The organism is Streptomyces sp. NPDC050610 (assembly GCF_040654875.1).
GTDB lineage: Bacteria > Actinomycetota > Actinomycetes > Streptomycetales > Streptomycetaceae > Streptomyces.
In genome coordinates, this window is record NZ_JBFAIV010000060.1 from 1 (window position 1) to 17,214 (window position 17,214).

Sequence of the window (17,214 nt, forward strand, 5' to 3'; positions counted from 1 at the left end):
TGCCCACGCTCGCCGGCGTAGACCAGGTAGACCGCGACCTGGGAGTCCTCGATCCGTCCAGCCGTTCCGGTGTACTGGCGCTGGACCCCGACCGTATGGGTGCCCTTCTTCACGTCGCCGGTCTCGTCGACCACCAGGACCGCGGCCTCGTCATAGAGGCGAACTCGGCCGGCTCAGCGGCCACCAGCCCGCTCATCCCCATTCCTCCGCGCGCCGCACCGCGCGCTCGCGGCCTGGCACCTTTTCTTCCTGCACCTGGCCGGTCAGTAGCCGGGGTCACACCCCGGCCTCGATCCACTCGACCGGACGCCGCCAGCAGGTCATGTCCGAGTCGAAGCCCACTTCCTGCGGCAGTCGTCCTTGGGAGCAGTAGCTCGATCACCGCCCACAACTCGTCATCGGCTCTCCACGCCCTCGGCCGAACCACCCCGCACCCGCGGATCATTAATCCTGAAGTGACCCAACCACCTCGAAGGTCATTTCGTCGAGAGTCCTATGAGAGCCCGAGCGGACCGCCGAACAGGGTGCCAGCTGGCCTCGGTTCACCCATGAAGTGCACGATCTCCTCGTGGTTGGTCGACCGTACGGCGTTGAGGGCCCCGGTGCGATAGTAGAAGTCCAGGGCCGTGGACTGCGGACTCAGGTCGATCTCCTCACCCGCCCGCATGAGTGCCAGTGAGGCCGGCACGTTGTGGTCCAGCACCACCCCTGCGAGCACCGAGTAGGTGCAGCCGTCGACCTGCACCTGCGGCAGCACCTCGTCGCACACCGGCTGGGTGAGCAGGTCGTAGCGGAAGACGCTGTCCAGGAACGCCCGGTGCTCCGGGGCCACCTGGGGAACAACCGCCTCGCTCCACCATCGCTCGAGCGCCCGGCGGCCCGCCGGATCGCTGAACAGGTAACCGATGGCGATCGCGTACGCCGGCGCGCCGCCGCCGTGGGCTTTCGCCGCGGCCTCCCGCAGCGGAACGGCGTCGGGCGATTCGGTGCTGTCCACCCAGTCCGCGAGGCTGATCAGCACCTGTGATTGTGTCCAGCCCGCCAGCCTGCGCAATGGCAGCCAGCAGTGCCGCAGCACCGCGTTCTCCGCCATCACCCGTGCCCAGTACATGAAGCGCTGTACATGATTGTTGTCCTCGAAGGACATCGTGCGGTGCGCTAGCACGTACTCGAAGTCGTCGTCGTCACCGCGCACGGTAACGATGCCGTGCAACTCCTTGTTCTCGGCGTAGTCGGTGTTGGGCAGCAGCATGATGGGATATACCGCGATGCGGGACACATGCTCGGCGAGTTCGTCGTAGCCGCTCATGAACGACTCGACGGTCTCCCCGGGCGCACCCCAGATCAGCTCCGCATAACAGTCCAGACCCTCCTTGTTCAGCCATGTCACCAGGTCGCGCCAGTCGTTGACCTTCATGTTCCGACGCTTCATAGCCGTCAGGGCGTCATCGCTGAGCGTCTGCAGCGCCAGCGTGAACGAGCTGCGCAGCCCCGTCTCCTTCATGCGCCGCACGATGTCATAGAACATCTTCGACTTGTTCTTCGCCCAGGACGCCTCGAATGCCCGGGGGAATCCGAACTGCTCCTTTATTTCGACCAGGTCCTCAACCAGTTCACGGTCGATCGGCAGCATGCCGAAATTCGCGTCACAGGCGACCACGGTGTGGACGTCGTGCTTGGCGAAGATTTCAAGTTCCGCCTTCAGCCGTTCGCGCGAGAAGGCCCGCACGCGTTGCCCGACTGCGCCTCCCCAGTAGCAGAAGGCACACTTATAGGGGCAGCCACGATTAGTCTCTATCAGAGCCACGTCGTAGCGAAAACGCCCCTCCTCGTCGACGAGGTCTATCGCCCCGGTGAGGAACGGCGACGGAATGATGTCAAGATTCTCGATCCGGGGCCGTTCCTCGTTGGTGACCGGCCGGCCGGCCGCGTCGCGCCACGAGATGCCGAGAATCCCGCCGAGGTCCGTCCGGGCGACCCTGTCGAGCCGGGCCGTCACCAGCTCCGGGAAGGTCAACTCCCCCTCGCCGTTGACGACCACGTCCACCTGCGGATACAGCGCGAAGGTGCGTTCCGCCTGGCTGGAGACGTGCGTGCCGCCGAAGACGACCCAGCCGTCCGGATTCAGCTGCTTGAAGGTCTCAGCAAGAGCACCGAACGCCCGCACGTTCCAGCCCAGCACGGAGAACGCGAGGACGTCCGGCGTCTCCCCGCCGAACAGTTGCTGAGCCATCTCCCCATGCGTCTTCCCTCCGCGGAAATTACAGATCTCGACGGAGACTTCCCGCTCAAGTCTCGGATCGTCCAGCACCATCGCTTTGAGATAGCCGGATGCCAGCGGCATTGATTCCAACGGCATGTCCCAGACGCCCTGTTGGACCAGACACACCCTGAGTTGAGCACCAGACACTTCCGCGCTCCCATCGGCAAGACAGTGCAATAGGGCCTGGCCGTAGTTTCCTCCGAATACATGGATGGGTAAATGTCCACGTTGGACGCGCACACGCCCCGTACCGGGTCATAGGATGCGGTGCATGTCGAATGCCCGTGAGCTGGTCGAGATATCAGGAACGACGGATTGCGAAAGGGTCCTCTACGCCATTCCGCACGCAGGCGCCGGAGTGGCCGCAGTGAAGGGCATGTGCCGTGCTCTGGGGGCGAGATGGTCGACGGTCGGCGTCAGGCTTGCGGGCCGGGAATCACGTACCTCCGAGACTCCGGTGAACAGTCTGCGGCTGCTCGCCGACGGGCTGGCCGCCCACATCGGTGAGCACGCGAAGGGACGCCGGATCCATCTGTACGGCCACTGCTCCGGAGCGCTCCTCGCCTACGAGGTGGCCCTGCGCCTGCCCGCCTCCGAACTGGAGGGCCTGACCGTCTCGGCTCACCAGTCGCCCGACCGGGTTCCACTCAACGGCGCGTGGCGACTGCCCAGAGACCAGTTCTTCGTCCAGGTCCGCAAGGACGGTTACCTGCCCGACGAACTGATCGGCAACACGGAGCTGCTGGAGCTGGTCGAGCCCGCACTCCGCGCGGACTACGAGGCCATCGAGACGCATCCCTTCGAGCCGAGGCCCCTCGACATGCCCCTGCTGGCCCTGCTGGGGAGCAAGGACGACGCCGTCGAGCCGGCGGACGCCGTGTTGTGGGAGCAGTGGACCACGGACCGCTTTTGCCTCGACACGCTGCCCGGCGGCCACAATCTGCTGCTCGACGACCCGGAACAGGTCGCGGCTGCCATCAGCAGCTTCCACGGCTGACCCCGGTCCGGGCCCGCTGCGAGCGCTCATCCGGAAGGACGGGCGCGCCGCAGGACCCGTTCCGCGGTGCGCATCGTGACCCCGTCGAGCAGGTTCAGCCGCTCCAGTCCGGCCACGACGACGGGGGTCAGCAGCCCGATCTGCGCCAGCATGACCACCACCCGGGAGAACAACGCACGCCGGTAGGAAATCAGTTCGGGCGAGTGCGTGGCGAACCCGATGCCCTCCGTCCGGTCGATGCCGAGCCGTTCCCAGACGTCCGCCAGCAGGAACCGCCGCCACAGCAGCGCCACGGAGTCGAGGACGAACTCCTCCTGGCGCGCACGTTCCGCGGTGGTCAGCTCGGGCAGCACCTCCTTGAGCAGCAGCACTCCGAAGGAGACGTGCCGCGCCTCGTCGCGGGCGACCTTCGTCATGATCTGTTTGATCAGCGTGTCGTTGAAGGTGGTCTCCGCCAGCCGAAAGCCGGCAAGCGCGACCGGCTCCACCAGGCATTGGATCGCCAGTACGGTGAATTCCCACTCCCTGGCGACCAACGCGTCTTTGAAGAGTGACTGGAGCGCCCCGGTCACCGGGAACGGCTCGCGCACGTGCTCACGCACGTAGCGGCCAAACGCCTCGACGTGGCGAGCTTCGTCTCCCGCCTGCGAGATCATGCAGAGCTTGTTCTCCACCCCGGGCAGTACCTCGGCCAGCCGTGCGCAGGAGACCAGAGCCGCCTGCTCGCCGTGCAGGAACTGGCAGACCATCCAGGACTGCACCTCCCAACGGAAGGCGTCCCAGCCCTCTTTTCCCCGGTCTGCCAGTGGCGAGGACCGGTAGGTGGCCAGCGCGTACGCGGACCCCTCCGGCAGCGGGGAACCGAAGGCCACCGGCGTGTCCCAGTCGATGTCCGTGGAGGCGTTCCACTGGGCGAGCTTGGCGGACTCGTAGATCTGCGACAGGCGGGTGGCGGGTGCGCCGTAGTCCCAGTCGAGGAGCGCGACGACCGTGGCGTCCACCGTCATCCGCCCCGACGGCCCGGTTGCCGGCACTGAGTTCATGCGCAGTCCGCTCCGGTGACCGGCCGGTCCGGGTGCTCGGCCGCCCGGGTGGCCAGGTCCCCGAAGTCGCGGATCAACCGCCGCACCCACTCGGCCGAGAACCGCTGCCGGTCGTACCAGACGATGCCCTGCACACCGGTGAGGCTCGGAATGAGCGCGAACTCCAGGTCGAAGCGGCTGCCGGATCCGACGGGCGGACCGAGCTGGCTCACCTCAAGTCCTTTCAGGGAGAGCTGGTACTCAGGACCGGCCATCACCTGGAAGAGGATGTTCTCCAGACCGGGCCCGCGCTCGCCCTGGGACTGCGGCACGAGGTGATAGGGAACCTCCTGGTTGCCCAGCGCGTCGAGGGCGATGTCCTGCGCGGCGGTCAACGCGTCGTCGAAGGCCGGCCGCTCGGGCAGCGTCATCCGCAACACCAGGAGGTTGCTGAGGAAGCCGACGGTCTCGGCGACCTCGGGGCGGATCCGGTTGGCGAACATCGAGGCGAAGCCGAAGTCAGTGTCCCCGCTGTACTGGTGCATCACGGAGGCGAAGACAGCCAATGCCGCCGTGAACGTCGTGGTCCGCCGGGCCTTGCAGATCTGCTGCAGTCCCTGCGCGGCCTGCTTGGGCAAGTCGAACAGCTCGGTGCCAGGCGCCCGCGGGCCATCGGCCGCCACCGGCGGGGCGTCCCCTAGAGCGGGGGCGCGGGTGCCCGCCAGCCGCGAGCGCCAGAACTCCTGCTGGTCCGCGAGGGCGCCGGACTCGAAACGGGTCCGCTGCCACTCACTGAAGTCCAGGTAGCTCCAGTCCGGCGGCTGCGGCGCGGTGGTGGCGCGATCCTGGCCAGGGCGGTAGAACTCGCCGAGGTCACCGCTCATGACACCGCCGGACCAGCCGTCGGTCGACAGATGGTGGACGTTCAGCAGCAGCACCGACTCCTCGGGGCCCGAGGTCAGCAGCTCGGCCCGCACCGGTGAGACCATCAGGTCGAAGGGCGCGCGGACCAGTTCGCGCATGGCTGACTCCAGGGCGTCCGGCGACTCGATCTGGGTCTCCCGCAGCGGGACTGGGACGGGCTCCCGTACGTGCTGCACGAGGCGACGTCGGGTGGTCTCGTACGTGGTGCGCAGCGCCTCGTGACGTACCACCAGGGCGTTCAGCGCGGTACGCAAAGCGTCCCGGTCCAGCGGCCCGCGCAGGCGGTAGAACACCGGCACGGCGAGCGGGGACTCCGCACCGCGGTAGTGCTGCATGAGCCCCAGGAGCCGCTGTCCGACCGAGGCGGACGCGGTACGCAGGACGGTTGGGGCCTGTTCGGTCATGGCCGCGCCTCCCCCGGGCCGGCCGGCGCACGGACGACGGCCGGCCTGATGTCCGGCCACACCTGCTCAACGTGGCGCAGGCACTCCTCCCGGGACGCGACGGTTCCCTCGGTGCGCCAGCCGTCCGGCAACGGACGGGCGGCGGGCCAGACCGCGTGCTGGCCCAAGGAGTTGCGGACCACTTGGTAGAAGGGCGGGTCGTCGGTGGGATGCATCTGCGGATCCTTCGTCGTGAGGGGGCCACGAGGGGCCGGGACAACGGGGCGTGCAACATCCGGCGGAGAGTGGTCGGGCGGCGGCCCGTGCGCGTCCGGATCGATGGGAGGGCACGCCCGGTGTCCGAGTGCGCCCGTCAGATGGGCCCGCCACATGGCCCTGCGCCGCGGCTTTCCGCTGCTGGTGCGCAGTATGGTGCCGCGCGGTCCGGTCACCACGGCCACGTCGAGGTCTGTTTCCCGCTGCCGCAGTCGGCGTACAACCTCGGCCGTCCAGGGGCCGGGCGGCCGTTCCACCACGGCCACCGCGGCCGGGATGCCGCCGCGCGAGCCGAGCAGTACCGCGACCCCGGCGCCACGCAGTGACGAAAGGGCCAGTACGGACTCCTCCAGATCCTCGGCGAACAGCGTCGCACCCCGGCACTTGACACTGTCGCCGAGCCGGCCCACGACGAACAGTTCGCCGTCGTGCAGGAAGCCCGAGTCGCCGGTGCGCAGGACGTCGGCGTGGCTGGGGCCGGTCACCACGATCTCACCGACATGGCTCGCAGGCAGAGACTGTCCCGACTCGTCGTGGACCAGTACCGCGGTGTCCCGCACGAGGGGCCGACCGCAGCCGGTCATCTCCAGAGCGTGCTCCGCCGGGCCTGCGGGCAGCACTCGACGGCCCGGGGCGAGTGAGCGGCGGTCAACGGCGAGGGTGCGCGGTGCGTCGTCGAGACCGCTCCCGGTGACCGCCAGGGTGGCCTCGGCCAGTCCGTAGGCGGGAAGCAGAGCCCGCGACGAGAAGCCCTTGGGCGCAAGCAGCCCGGTGAACGCCCGCAGGGTCTGCGGGGGGATCCGCTCGGCTCCGGTGATGACCGCCCGCCATTCGGAGAAGTCCAGCCCCTCCAGCGACTCGGGCCGCACCCGGCGGACCACGTGCGCGAGCCCCAAGGGCGGCACGGAGGTGAGCCGGGCGCCCAACGAGCCGAAGCAGCGCAGCCAGGCGAGGGGCGAGCGGACGAAGTCCTCGGGCCGCATGACCCACAGATCGCTCCCGGCCGATAGCGGGGTCAGCAGACAGCCGACGAGCCCCATGTCGTGGTGGAACGGCAGCCAGGTCGCCGTGGCGTCGTCTGGCTCCATGCGCAACCAACGTCGGACGGCGGTCAGCTGTTCGTCCAGGGCGTCGGCGGAGACGGTGACCGCCTTGGCCGGGCCGCTTGAGCCGGAGGTGAACTGCACGAGCGCGCGCCGCGGCGGCGCGGCGACGGTCTGCGGGGCGCGCGGCGCGGCGGACAACTCCGCGTCGGTGACCGTGAGCAGACGGGGCCGGGCCGTTCCCTGGGGGTGGAGTCCTGAGAAAGCTTGCTCCCACCGAGGGAGGGTGACCACGACCGACGGACGCACGGTCTCGACCATGCGCTCCGCGAGCCGCCGGTGGGTCTGCGGGTCCTGAAGCGGCAGCGGGGGAGCGAGCGGTGCCGGGGTGGCGCCCAGAGCCGTCGCGCCCAGGAACGCGGCCACGAACTCAGGGCCCGACCCCGTCGCCGTGACGACCGTGTCCCCGGGGGCGGTGCCGAGGTCCCGCAGCCGGCCCGCGAGCGCGAAGGCGGACCGGGCCAGATCGGCGTAGGAGCGGAACCGCCAGCAACCTCCATCATCGCTCTCGTAGAAGCGGATGCCGTGCCCGGCGTTCGGGCTGGTGAGCCGGTCCAGCAGCGGATGGGACCTCATCACACCTCGCGTCGTGTTCGTAATGCCGCACGGCCGTGGATCCGGGCGCTCACGCGGTGCCGACCGTGGTCCGGGCGGTCCCGGAGGACTCGGCCATCGAGGCGATCGGCGCCGTGCGCACCGAACGGTGGACGGTGGTGACAACGGCGAGGAAGACCATCCATGCCGACAGGACGACCACGAGCCGCTTCGCGCCCAGGGTGGAGATCAGGAAGCCGCTGGCCAGCGTGCCCAGGGACATGGCGCCGGTGTTCAGGGTGAAGTCCGCGCTGCTGACGCGGCCGCGCAGTTCGTCCGGCGTGATGGCGGCCCGGTACGTCGAGATGGCGACGCCGTAGACGGGCGCTACCAGGGACTCCAGGGCGGTGATGGCGGTGAGCCAGCCAGCGTTCGGGGCCACCGCGTACAGCGTGAAACCGACCGCCTCGACCCATAGCATCACCACGACGATGCGGCCCAGGGGAAAGCGCTGGACGGCTCGGCTGGCCAGCACCGCTCCGATCAACGCGCCCACGGCCGCCCCGCTGAAGATCACGCCGATCATCACCGTCGAGGCTCCGGCCTCCTGCGCGAGGACGATGATGACGAGATAGCCGGCTCCGTAGCGGAGGCTGTCGCCCGCGCTCACCAGCGTCAGGGTGCGGACCACCTTCTGCCGCCAGGTCCACAGCACTCCCTCGCCCATCTCCCTGAGGAGGTTGGCGGGCCCCTGCTCGCGCTCCTCCTGGAACTCCGAGCGGATCAGGCCCAGGCTCACCGCGGACAGCGCGTAGGCGATGGCGTTGAGGGCGAACGGCACGATGCGGCTGACGGAGTACAGCGCGCCCGCCGCGACCGCGCCGAAGACGCGGATGGTGTTCTGGGCCGTCGCCATGTAGCCGAGTGCCGTGGGTAACTGGGCCGGCGTCACGATGTTGGGCAGCGCCGCGCTGCTGGCCGCCTGGAAGAGCGTGCTAAGCACCCCGCTGAGGACGGAGACCAGATAGAGCTGGGCCAGTCCGAGGTGGCCCGTCAGCAGCGCGAGAGCCACGGAGCCCACCAGCGCAGCACGCCCGGCCTCGCACCAGACCATTACCGCCTTGCGGTTCCACCGGTCGGCGAGCGCGCCGGAGATCAGGCCGAAGAAGAGAAAGGAGTTCGTGCCCAGCCCCGTCACGATGCTCGCTTGGGAGGGCGAGCCGGAGACCGACAGAACGATCAGCGGTAGCGCCAAGAACTGAGCCTGGACACCCACGAGTGAGACGGCTTGACCGCTGAGCAACAGCCAGAGGTCCCGGTTACGACGGATACTCGGCCGGTCCGTACTGGTGTTGGCCATTGTCTTGTCCTCCAAGGACAGTCGAACGACCAGTGACTATAGGGAACACGGCGGCTGTCCAACATTGGTCGCTCCTCTGCCTCGGGAGCGTTCAACTGCGGGCCGGCAGCGGTCGACTGGGGCTTCGGGCGTGTGCCCCCTCTGGCCTGTTCGGACTGGGAAGCGGCTGGTCCGGGTCAGATGTCAGAGGGCAGGTAGCCCTTCTGAACGGCGCGCACGCCCGCCTGGAAGCGGCTGCGGCCGTCGAGTTTCGACATGAGTCCGGCGGCGATGCGGCGCGATGTGCGGAGAGAGACTCCGAGCCTTTTCGCCACCGATTCGTCCGTGTGCCCCTGGGCCAAGAGGTGAAGTGTTTCTGTCTGGATTCGGTCGAGCTCCCCCAAGTAAGATTTCGGATTGCCTTCGAGAGGCGAAGCCGAACGCCATTCGAGTTCGAACAGCGTACACAAAAGGGATGTAAGGGGAGGTGACCTGTAGACAATCGCTCCACTATTGATGTCGGCGTTGTCCACTGCTATTATCGCGACCCTGAGATCATAGATGACCATGAAGCTCGGAACGTGAGGGATAGTACGAACGAGGCCCCCCTGTTGGTTTAATGATCCCGCACACCTTACCATTTCCCTGTCGTCCCGAATTTTGTCTGGGCAGATCGTGCGCATTTTCACCCCGCGCTCGAAGAGCTTCGACCTCCCGGAATGAAGGGGATGCCCACCGGGGGGCATCTCCATTTGGCAGGGGTCGAAGGTCAGGAGCTCCTCCATGACCTCATCCCCGAGGGTTTCCAGGTAGTCGCAGATGGATTCAACGTGCATGAGATGCGCGACGGGTTCGGGCGCTCCGGCGGCATGGTGGGTGTACTCCGCAATCAAAGTCGCGGCGGCGGCACGGCCACGCTGCACGCGCTGCTGCTGAGAGGCGAGGTCAGCCTCCTGCCGGGCGAGGAGGATTTCCATGCCGAGCTGCGGGTTGATCGCTTGGACGCCGACCGGGGACTCGGCCGCTTCTCGCACGAGGGGCAGTTGACTGAGCTCCATCAACCCGTGGTGCACATCATCCTCGGATACGGCAAGTATGTTGGACAACTCCGCGATAGCGGCATCAGGATGTGCCAGCAGTCCACGGTACACCTTTTCAGAGAGGGCGGTCATCCCGAGGGCATCCAGCATTTTTTCTACCTCCACCGGCATTTTAACTTCGCGATAACGGACCCGTTATAGCGCACCTTAGAGAAAGAGCAAACTTTTCCCGAATACAACACCATGCACAGATCTGCGCGCAGGACCCACCTCGCTGCAATTCACCCTATCGATGTGAGGCCGATCCGTTCATTCCGCTTTAAGCAAACATAATGATTTGCGTCGGATTCCGCTGACGGCCACGCTCCGACTAAAGGAGCGGAGTAGGTAAGTCACGGTGCGACGACCGACGTCGAGCCGCACTGGCGCCAGCGTGACCGGTCGCCAGTAAAGCGATAAGTCTCATTTGGCAACACTCGGTAGTATTTTTTAAATCGCACAGGAAAAAGTCGATAGCGTTTCCCCTAAGGGACTGCTTTGGCCCTGTCGATCCCCTGAAGAGTCGAGCCAATCCTCTGGATGAGCGGAGCGGCCAATGGCTGGCTGCTCTTCGACTGCCCGTCGCGCTACTGCCTTGTCTACCTTCTTTGCCGCCTCCTGGAGTGATGTGGGGGCGGCCTGCAGACGCTCAATGTCCTTGGTGGCGAGAGGATCGGCCTTGCTGTCACTGGCGTTCCCGCTCGACTCTCCAATGAGGTAGTCCACGTGGCGGGTGGTGCCGTAGTCGGTCTCGACGGGCAGGGTTCGGTAGCGGGTGCCGTCCGGCAGCGTGCTCGTACCGGCAGAAACTGGGCCGGGGCTCAGGGTGGTGAGGGCCTTGCCGAGGAGCCAGGCGAGCGGGAGATCGAGCGCCGTGGACAGGACCGGATGATGCTCGCCGACATCGAGGACCAGGTGCCGGCCATCATGGGACATCGGGGTGATCAGGCGGCTTGGGGCATCACAGGTCAGTTGTCCTGCTCGGTTACGCTGTCACGGATGCGAGGCGGCGCCCCTTGACGGCCCGGGGCGTCGGTCTCCGCGAGGAGACGGGCGGTGTGTTCCGCCGTCTTCTGTGCCCGGCGGCCGTTGGTGGCCGCGCCGACCAGCAGGACGGCCACGCCGCAGCCGGTGATGACCCACCAGGCGGGCCGGGCGGCGTCGGCGAACGCATCCGGGTATGCGGCGCCGGTGATGTTCCGGGTGCCGTGGGCCAGGCTTGGTCCAGTTGTTCCGGTGCGTAGAGCCGGTAGCCGGTCACCGGGTCGACGCGAGCGGGGGCCAGCAGGCCGAGCTCGTCGTAAAGACGCAGCGCCTCCGGCGACGGCCGGGACGCCTTCGCGAACGCCCCGATGGTCAGCAACCCCATGCTCGTTCCTCCTCATGCCGAGCACTCGCCCGGCCCAACCGATCCTGTGGCTTCCCCCAAGGTGAAGGTCAACCGAGGGTTCTGCTCGGCCGCGTCCGATGGTCTCGGCCGATGCCGAGCCGTCCCGTCTCGGATAGATCCGGGCATCGTAGGCCGTTGACCAGACCGGTGCTTGATGAGGATCAGTCGGGCGCTCCTCGAAAATCCCTTGATCATCATCCTTAGTGCGGTATTCGTGCGGTATTCGTGCGGCGAAAGTACGTGATCCTTACGATTCACCGGGTGCCGCAGGGGCAGAGCTCGACGAGGGCGTCGGATTTCGCCTCGTGCGCGGCCTCGTGGATCGCCTTCCAGAACAGGGCCACGCTCTCGGTGGATTCCTGGGGGCGGGCGTGCCGGTGCTTCGGGTTGTAGCAGGGCGCGACGCTGTTGAGGTGCTGGCCGTCGGTCTTGAGCCCCTCGTAACCCCAGTGGCCGATGAACCTCTTCGCCTGCTCGACGAAGTAGTCCACTTCTTCGAGCACCAGGTGCGGCACTACGACTCCCGGTACACCGAAGAGATCACCGAGCCGGCTCGCGTCCCTGACCATGCCCGTCCGTATCCTCTGGGGCGAACACGACCAGTGGCAGCCCCTGGTCTACGCGCAGCGACTCGCCGAGGACATCCCCGGCACCCGCCTCACCGTCATCCCCGGAGCCGGACACTTCGTGATGGAGGACGCGCCCGAGCGCGTCACGGAAGAGATCCTCGGCTTCCTCGCCGACTGACTGATTCCTGACGCCGGGCCCAGGACTCGGATGTCGACGCAGTCACCTGGGACCTTGCCAGAGGTTCGCCGTGCTCAACTGGGGATTCGAGACAGTCTTTGCGGAACGGTGACGCAGTCGCCTCAGCCCCCTTTCGCGACGGAGTTCACGCCCGGCGCGGGAGGGAGAGGGAATTCCTTCTGTCCGGCGAACAGGCCGTACGGCCGCTGACTACGCTTGGCTGATCACCCAGCGGGAGCGGGCCCGCCGCAGAGAGGAACCAGGTGGCCGACGACGAGAACGACCCGGTACGACCGCCGAGCGACGTGCGCGCGGAGAAGACCGTACTGGCGGCGATGCTGCTCTCCCGGGACGCGATCGCCGACGTCGTGGAACTCCTCGCCGGCGCCGACTTCTACCGGCCCGCGCACGAGCTGATCTACCAGGCGGTCCTCAAGCTCTGCGCCCGCGGCGAGACGCCCGACGCCCCGACCGTGGCCGCCGAACTTGCCAAGACGGGCCAACTGGACAAGACCGGCGGCCACAGCTACCTCAGCAGCCTGGCCAGCAAGCGTGCTCGCGGCCGCAGTTGGCTCAAGGACACCCACCGGGCCCAGGGCACTCGCAGGTGGTCGAAGAACACCGACCAGCGGGCGTGGAGCTCCGTACGGAACTCCACCTTGATCACCTCGTATGCCACGTGCCGCTCCCTGCCGATGCCTCTGAAGTGTTGCCAGGCCTCGCCCGCCGCCCGACGGGACGAGCACCGATACGCGCCGTCACCGGTTCAGCCCATCGGTGTCCCCCTGCCGAGGTACGGCACTTGACTGCCCGGAAGGCCCTTCCACGCCGCCCTCCTCGTCCGTCGGTCATCGTCAGCAACGACGAGAAATTCGCAGGCTTCCGTTCGCTGGATCGGGTACGGGCCTGAGTTTCGGCACCACCGTGGCAGGAGTCCGCGAACCGTACGGCAGAAAGAAGAAGGAGGCCCGGATGGATACCACCCTCAAGACCGTCATCGGCGGAGAACTCGTGGAGCTCGCCGGCACCATCGCGGGCGTCTCTGCCGTACTGGACGCCGAGCAGGCGGGCGAGTTCGAGCATGCCCCGGCCACCGACCTGCCTCTCGTCCTGGTCCGCTGAGCCCTGGCCGGGGCCGGCGCCGAGGAGGAGGACGAAGCGCTCTTCGAGCGCCTGGCCCGCGGCGAGGACATCGGCGCCCACGAACCGAGCGACGCCGGTACACCGGGCTCAGAGGTGACGTGATCAGCATCGCGATGAGGCGGCCGGACAGCGGCCGCTCAACGGCTTCGCTTACCGAGAGACGGCAAACCAGCCGACACGGTTCGTACGCTTTGCGACGGCCCGTCAGCCGGGGGCCGACGTCGGGCCTCGTGTCTCAACCAGGCCAATGCGGGCTGCTCGCGCAATGGGGGAATCTGCAACCTGCCCCCAGGGCAAGCAGCACATGCGGTCCGGTCCGTCGCCCCCGGAAGCCGTTGGTGGCACAGCTCCGTCCGCAGGCCCAGGTCTGGTGCAGCAGCTGAGATGGCTCAGCTTTGCGAGAGGTCGCTGCGCCGACGGGCTCGCGACGTAGGTTCAGTGGGCGCGCCCGATGATGCAGCGGGAACCCCCTCTCCCTGCTGCGGCTGTCGCGCAGCCCCGCAGAAGCGCTGAGCAAAGTCGGCCGCGCGGTGTCGGGAACGCGGTTGCACAGCCCGGCAGGAGCCGCGAACGTGCCTGCAGTGCGCCGCCCGGGGTCCACGACGCGCAGGCCTGGCCCGGAGCGGCAACCCTGCGCGGTTCAGGGCGAACCCAGGACCTGCATGAACTGGTCCGCGAGAGCCTTGGTGTCGATGCCGTCCGCGCCGTGGCCGGACAGAATCAGGAAGAAGGGCGGCCCGATCAGGAGCGCGGCCGCCTGCTGGGTGGACAGAGCCGACCCGCACGCGGCCCGCGCCGCGTCCACGGTCTGCGTCGCGCTCTCGCCGATGATGTCGCGCGAGGCCAGCAGGAGGGCGACGTCCGGGTCGTGCTGCGCCTCCCCTATGAGGGCCCGGTAGGCGGCTCCCGCGTGAGAGCGCGCGAGGAAGCCGACCAGAGCGTTGAGGTAGGCCTCTACGTCGGTACGGGCATCGCCGCTGAGGGGTACCGCCAGTTCGTGCCGGGCGTCGAGCACGCTCGCCTCGTACAGCACTTCCGCCTTGTTCGACCACCAGCGGTACACGGTCTGCCGGCCCACGCCGGCCCGCTCCGCGATGCCCTTCATCGTCAGTGCCGCGTATCCGACCTCGACCAGGAGGTCGTCGACGGCGTGCAGCACGGCAGCCCGTGCGCTTTCGCTGCGCGGCCGCCCGCGGCCGATGCCTTCCACCACGCACCCACTATAAACGAGACACGGCGCACCGCATGTGTTATGTTTGCGGTGCACGGTGCCTCGAAATTTGGTTCAGGGCTGCCCGGCCGCGTTGTGCGCCGCGCTTCGTGCAGTGCATCCGATGAAGGAATCGAGAGCAATGGCTTCCACCACGCTGGAAAGTCCCGCGCGCCCGGCACAGAGGTCCGGCCTGGTCCTCGCGTGTATGAGCATGTGCACCGCCCCGGTGGTCGGCTTCGTCGCGGCGATCAACCTGGCCGTTCCCGAACTGGCGGCGAGCTCACTGCAGCCGACGTCGTCGGAGCTGCTGTGGTGACGCTCTGCAGCGCGGCGCGGCTCAGGCCGACGCTGTCATCCACCTCGCGAACAAGCACGACTGGGGCAACCCGGCCGAGTCCGACCGTGCTGAGCGCGCCGCTGTTTCCGCACTCGGAGATGCCCTGGTGGGCACCAATCGGCCGCTCATCGTCGCCTCCGCACTCTCTGGCCTGGTGGAAGGACGGCCGGCCACCGAGGCTGACGCCTCGCCCGCCGTCGGTCCGGACTCCAGTCGCGGCGGCAGCGAGAACCTCACTCTGGACTACGTTGCCATGGGCGTGCGCACCGTGATCGTGCGGTTCTCGCCGAGCGTGCACGGCCGCGGGGACTGGGGATTCGTCAATTTCCTGACCGCCGCCGCCCGCAAGCAAGGCACCTCGGGCTACATCGGCAACGGCTCCGCCGCCTGGTCGGCCGTACACCGCACGGACGCCGCCCGCCTCATCCGCCTTGGAACGGAGCAGACGCCCGCTGGAACACGTCTGCACGCCGTGGCCGGGGAGAGTGTCACGACCAAGGAGATCGCCGAGGCCATCGGCCGAAGCCTTGATCTCCCGGTCGTCACCGTCACCCCCGAAGACGCCGGAGCCCACTTCGGCTTCGTCGGGCATTTCTTCGCCTCCACCATGACCGCCAGCAGCAACGCCACCCAGCAGCTGCTGTCCTGGGAGCCCACCGGCCCCACCCTCATCCCCACCCTCATCGAGGACATCGACGCCGGCGCTTACGCCGCCTGACACGACTGGCAGTACAGCAGGTGGGCGGCTCATGCGCTGGGCCGCCCACCCGCACCCCCGACGCCTGAGGAGCGCATCTCGTGACCACGCATCCCTACACGCTTGCCGAGCCGCGTGTCTCTACTGCTCTGGCCCGAATGTTCGAGGCCGCGGAACGCGACGGGCAGACCGCGCCGCGTCTGGGGGCCCGGAACTTCGCCGAGCGGGACAAGCTCACAGCCCAGCAGCTCGCTGACGCGGCGCAGGACATCTACATGCCGATCTCCGCCCAGGGAGGAAAACTTCTCTACAACCTGGTGCGCGCCACTCGACCTGCACAGGTCGTCGAGTTCGGAACCTCTTACGGGATTTCCACCGTGCATCTGGCTGCAGCCGTGCGGGACAACGGGGCCGGTCATGTCATCACCACGGAGATGAGCCAGGCAAAAGCGACGGCCGCACGACACACGTTTGCCGCCACCGGCCTCGAAGACGTGATCACTTTGCTGGAAGGTGACGCCCTGCAGACCCTGGCCGGGCTGCAGACCCCTGTCGACTTCCTCTTTCTGGACGGGTGGAAGGATCTCTGCCTGCCCGTGCTGCGACTCATCGAGCCACATCTCGCACCGGGCACTCTCGTGGTTGCCGACGACGTCGACCTGCCCGATCTCGGTCCTTACCTCGACTATGTTCGTGACACCGACAACGGCTACCACAGCGTCACCTTCCCCGTGGAAGACGGTCTGGAGATCAGCTGCCGTCTGTAGCTCGAGAGTGGGAGCCGCTCCAGCTTCCAGCGCACCTCGCGCTGGGCGCGCTCCGGGCGGCCGCTCACCCACACAGCCGGCAGGAGCCACAGCACCCGGACCGCGACGACAGTGACGACGACGAGTGCCGCTGGTCCGAGCAGGCCCTGCCAGCCGTCGGTCACCGCGTTGGCGACGGTGCGCAGTTCGAGACCGATGAGGCCGAAAGCCACGCCGGTGATAAGCGTCTCGGTGATCTCCCAGAAGGAGTCGCTGGACACTCGGGCGGCCGCGTCCTGCGCAGGCGCGGGATGATTGACCATGTAGAGCGTGTAGACGAGCACGGCCAGCACGCCGGAGCCGTGTACATGCTCGGAAGCGACATAGACCAGAGCTGGAATGAACAGGCTGACCAGGATCTGCGGTGCCGGATCGGGATCGCCGAGCAGGCCGTCGAGACGGTCCACCAGCCAGCCGGCGTCCAGCCCGGCGCGACGCCGACACAGTTCAACACGTCGCTCGACGGCGCCTCTGCGATGGCTGAGTACGAGCACACTCCGGCGGGTGAGGTGCGCCGCGTGGTGGCCGACGGCAGCTTCGTCTTCCCTGACGATCCGCAGCGGATCGCGCAGGCCATGATCGATCTGGTCGACTCGGACGAGGCTCCGCTCCGTCTGCCTCTGGGGTCCGACGCCTATGACGACGCGCGGGCCTCGCTCGTGGCCCGGCTTGCCGAGCACGAGGCGCAGCGCCAGGTGGTGTACTGCGTCGTCAGTGACGAGGAGAACCGCAGCGCGTCGTAGCACGCGAGCGCCGCAGCGAGACCCTGCGGTCAGTGCACCCTGTGCAGTCGCGGCGACCAGGGCGCCCGCCAGCCGTCCTGGCCAGCCGTGATCCCGTCGCCGAAGCTCTTGCCCGGGAGCAGGCTGGTCGGCTCCGGATCAGCTCCGCAGGCCGCCGCGGCCCAGCCGGGGAAGGTCTTCGCGGCTGGAGTGCATCCAGTCTTTCGTGCCGCAGCGCA

General features: G+C 67.7%; 17 protein-coding genes and 4 pseudogenes. 8 read left to right on the forward strand and 13 right to left on the reverse strand.

Translation table 11 applies throughout. The features are described from left to right. From AB0I22_RS37840 to AB0I22_RS37850, 3 genes and pseudogenes are all read right to left on the reverse strand, one after another. Positions 1-152, reverse strand: a pseudogene (locus AB0I22_RS37840) (transposase); the annotation flags it as partial. 127 nt (positions 153-279) lie between these two features. After that, positions 280-427 (reverse strand): annotated as a pseudogene (locus AB0I22_RS37845) (IS5/IS1182 family transposase); the annotation flags it as partial. A 66-nt stretch (positions 428-493) separates the two neighbouring features. Then, positions 494-2,503 (reverse strand): KedN5 family methylcobalamin-dependent radical SAM C-methyltransferase, encoded by a 2,010-nt coding sequence (locus AB0I22_RS37850; protein ID WP_363135573.1) that lies wholly within the window; start codon positions 2,501-2,503, stop codon positions 494-496. Between the two features lie 31 nt (positions 2,504-2,534). Here AB0I22_RS37850 and AB0I22_RS37855 point away from each other — a divergent pair, with 31 nt between their 5' ends. Beyond that, the gene (locus AB0I22_RS37855) at positions 2,535-3,260 is read left to right on the forward strand and encodes an alpha/beta fold hydrolase (RefSeq protein ID WP_363135574.1); all 726 of its coding nucleotides are present in this window, start codon (positions 2,535-2,537) and stop codon (positions 3,258-3,260) included. Between the two features lie 26 nt (positions 3,261-3,286). Here the strand turns inward: AB0I22_RS37855 and AB0I22_RS37860 are convergent, their stop codons facing one another. The 8 genes and pseudogenes from AB0I22_RS37860 to AB0I22_RS37895 form a co-directional block, all read right to left on the reverse strand. After that, the gene (locus AB0I22_RS37860; RefSeq protein ID WP_363135575.1) at positions 3,287-4,303 is read right to left on the reverse strand and encodes a ferritin-like domain-containing protein; all 1,017 of its coding nucleotides are present in this window, start codon (positions 4,301-4,303) and stop codon (positions 3,287-3,289) included. Continuing rightward, complete coding sequence (locus AB0I22_RS37865) at positions 4,300-5,610, reverse strand: condensation domain-containing protein (RefSeq protein ID WP_363135576.1); 1,311 nt, start codon at positions 5,608-5,610, stop codon at positions 4,300-4,302. Before AB0I22_RS37865 ends, AB0I22_RS37860 begins: the two co-directional genes overlap by 4 nt. Continuing rightward, positions 5,607-7,544, reverse strand: a complete 1,938-nt coding sequence (locus AB0I22_RS37870) for an AMP-binding protein (RefSeq protein WP_363135577.1) — start codon at positions 7,542-7,544, stop codon at positions 5,607-5,609. The genes AB0I22_RS37865 and AB0I22_RS37870 overlap by 4 nt, the downstream gene beginning before the upstream one ends. 49 nt (positions 7,545-7,593) lie before the next feature. Then, on the reverse strand, positions 7,594-8,862 hold the full coding sequence (locus tag AB0I22_RS37875) for an MFS transporter (protein WP_363135578.1): 1,269 nt from the start codon (positions 8,860-8,862) through the stop codon (positions 7,594-7,596). A 176-nt stretch (positions 8,863-9,038) separates the two neighbouring features. Then, positions 9,039-10,031: a helix-turn-helix transcriptional regulator gene (locus AB0I22_RS37880; protein WP_363135579.1), complete on the reverse strand. Its 993-nt coding sequence runs from the start codon at positions 10,029-10,031 to the stop codon at positions 9,039-9,041. Positions 10,032-10,370: 339 nt separating this feature from the next. Further along, positions 10,371-10,856 (reverse strand): hypothetical protein, encoded by a 486-nt coding sequence (locus tag AB0I22_RS37885; protein ID WP_363135580.1) that lies wholly within the window; start codon positions 10,854-10,856, stop codon positions 10,371-10,373. A gap of 283 nt (positions 10,857-11,139) precedes the next feature. Next, positions 11,140-11,289: pseudogene (locus AB0I22_RS37890) on the reverse strand (MerR family DNA-binding transcriptional regulator); the annotation flags it as partial. A 275-nt stretch (positions 11,290-11,564) separates the two neighbouring features. Beyond that, the gene (locus AB0I22_RS37895; protein ID WP_363135581.1) at positions 11,565-11,879 is read right to left on the reverse strand and encodes a hypothetical protein; all 315 of its coding nucleotides are present in this window, start codon (positions 11,877-11,879) and stop codon (positions 11,565-11,567) included. On the opposite strand from AB0I22_RS37895, the gene AB0I22_RS37900 reads away from it, so the two are divergent. The 3 genes and pseudogenes from AB0I22_RS37900 (at position 11,878) to AB0I22_RS37910 (ending at position 13,179) form a co-directional block, all read left to right on the forward strand. Then, entirely contained in the window at positions 11,878-12,057 is a 180-nt protein-coding gene (locus tag AB0I22_RS37900; RefSeq protein ID WP_363135582.1) for an alpha/beta hydrolase, read from the forward strand. The genes AB0I22_RS37895 and AB0I22_RS37900 overlap by 2 nt on opposite strands. A 293-nt stretch (positions 12,058-12,350) precedes the next feature. Continuing rightward, positions 12,351-12,599: pseudogene (locus AB0I22_RS37905) on the forward strand (DnaB-like helicase N-terminal domain-containing protein); the annotation flags it as partial. Between the two features lie 430 nt (positions 12,600-13,029). Beyond that, a complete protein-coding gene (locus tag AB0I22_RS37910; RefSeq protein ID WP_363135583.1) occupies positions 13,030-13,179 on the forward strand; it encodes a hypothetical protein in 150 nt (49 codons plus the stop codon). A gap of 661 nt (positions 13,180-13,840) precedes the next feature. On the opposite strand, the gene AB0I22_RS37915 is transcribed toward AB0I22_RS37910, so the two are convergent. After that, positions 13,841-14,413: a TetR/AcrR family transcriptional regulator gene (locus AB0I22_RS37915; RefSeq protein ID WP_363135584.1), complete on the reverse strand. Its 573-nt coding sequence runs from the start codon at positions 14,411-14,413 to the stop codon at positions 13,841-13,843. Positions 14,414-14,552: 139 nt separating this feature from the next. Between AB0I22_RS37915 and AB0I22_RS37920 the strand changes: the two genes are divergently transcribed. The 3 genes from AB0I22_RS37920 (at position 14,553) to AB0I22_RS37930 (ending at position 16,214) form a co-directional block, all read left to right on the forward strand. Next, positions 14,553-14,729, forward strand: a complete 177-nt coding sequence (locus tag AB0I22_RS37920; protein ID WP_363135585.1) for a hypothetical protein — start codon at positions 14,553-14,555, stop codon at positions 14,727-14,729. A gap of 127 nt (positions 14,730-14,856) precedes the next feature. Further along, complete coding sequence (locus AB0I22_RS37925; protein WP_363135586.1) at positions 14,857-15,468, forward strand: hypothetical protein; 612 nt, start codon at positions 14,857-14,859, stop codon at positions 15,466-15,468. An 80-nt stretch (positions 15,469-15,548) separates the two neighbouring features. Next, positions 15,549-16,214 carry a class I SAM-dependent methyltransferase gene (locus AB0I22_RS37930; protein ID WP_363135587.1) on the forward strand — a complete coding sequence of 222 codons (666 nt, stop codon included), beginning with the start codon at positions 15,549-15,551 and terminating at the stop codon, positions 16,212-16,214. Here AB0I22_RS37930 and AB0I22_RS37935 read toward each other — a convergent pair. Further along, positions 16,157-16,660, reverse strand: a complete 504-nt coding sequence (locus tag AB0I22_RS37935; protein ID WP_363135588.1) for a cation:proton antiporter — start codon at positions 16,658-16,660, stop codon at positions 16,157-16,159. The genes AB0I22_RS37930 and AB0I22_RS37935 overlap by 58 nt on opposite strands. Positions 16,661-16,729: 69 nt before the next feature. On the opposite strand from AB0I22_RS37935, the gene AB0I22_RS37940 reads away from it, so the two are divergent. Further along, positions 16,730-16,996: a hypothetical protein gene (locus AB0I22_RS37940; protein WP_363135589.1), complete on the forward strand. Its 267-nt coding sequence runs from the start codon at positions 16,730-16,732 to the stop codon at positions 16,994-16,996. Positions 16,997-17,214 lie beyond the last annotated feature (218 nt).

Coding starts and splice junctions, on each gene's coding strand:
- AB0I22_RS37855 (WP_363135574.1), top strand. CDS start 2,535: ATGTCGAATGCCCGTGAGCTGGTCGAGATATCAGGAACGACGGATTGC.
- AB0I22_RS37920 (WP_363135585.1), top strand. CDS start 14,553: ATGGCTTCCACCACGCTGGAAAGTCCCGCGCGCCCGGCACAGAGGTCC.
- AB0I22_RS37940 (WP_363135589.1), top strand. CDS start 16,730: ATGGCTGAGTACGAGCACACTCCGGCGGGTGAGGTGCGCCGCGTGGTG.
- AB0I22_RS37900 (WP_363135582.1), top strand. CDS start 11,878: ATGCCCGTCCGTATCCTCTGGGGCGAACACGACCAGTGGCAGCCCCTG.
- AB0I22_RS37875 (WP_363135578.1), bottom strand. CDS start 8,862: ATGGCCAACACCAGTACGGACCGGCCGAGTATCCGTCGTAACCGGGAC.
- AB0I22_RS37910 (WP_363135583.1), top strand. CDS start 13,030: ATGGATACCACCCTCAAGACCGTCATCGGCGGAGAACTCGTGGAGCTC.
- AB0I22_RS37885 (WP_363135580.1), bottom strand. CDS start 10,856: ATGTCCCATGATGGCCGGCACCTGGTCCTCGATGTCGGCGAGCATCAT.
- AB0I22_RS37870 (WP_363135577.1), bottom strand. CDS start 7,544: ATGAGGTCCCATCCGCTGCTGGACCGGCTCACCAGCCCGAACGCCGGG.
- AB0I22_RS37895 (WP_363135581.1), bottom strand. CDS start 11,879: ATGGTCAGGGACGCGAGCCGGCTCGGTGATCTCTTCGGTGTACCGGGA.
- AB0I22_RS37860 (WP_363135575.1), bottom strand. CDS start 4,303: ATGAACTCAGTGCCGGCAACCGGGCCGTCGGGGCGGATGACGGTGGAC.
- AB0I22_RS37880 (WP_363135579.1), bottom strand. CDS start 10,031: ATGCTGGATGCCCTCGGGATGACCGCCCTCTCTGAAAAGGTGTACCGT.
- AB0I22_RS37865 (WP_363135576.1), bottom strand. CDS start 5,610: ATGACCGAACAGGCCCCAACCGTCCTGCGTACCGCGTCCGCCTCGGTC.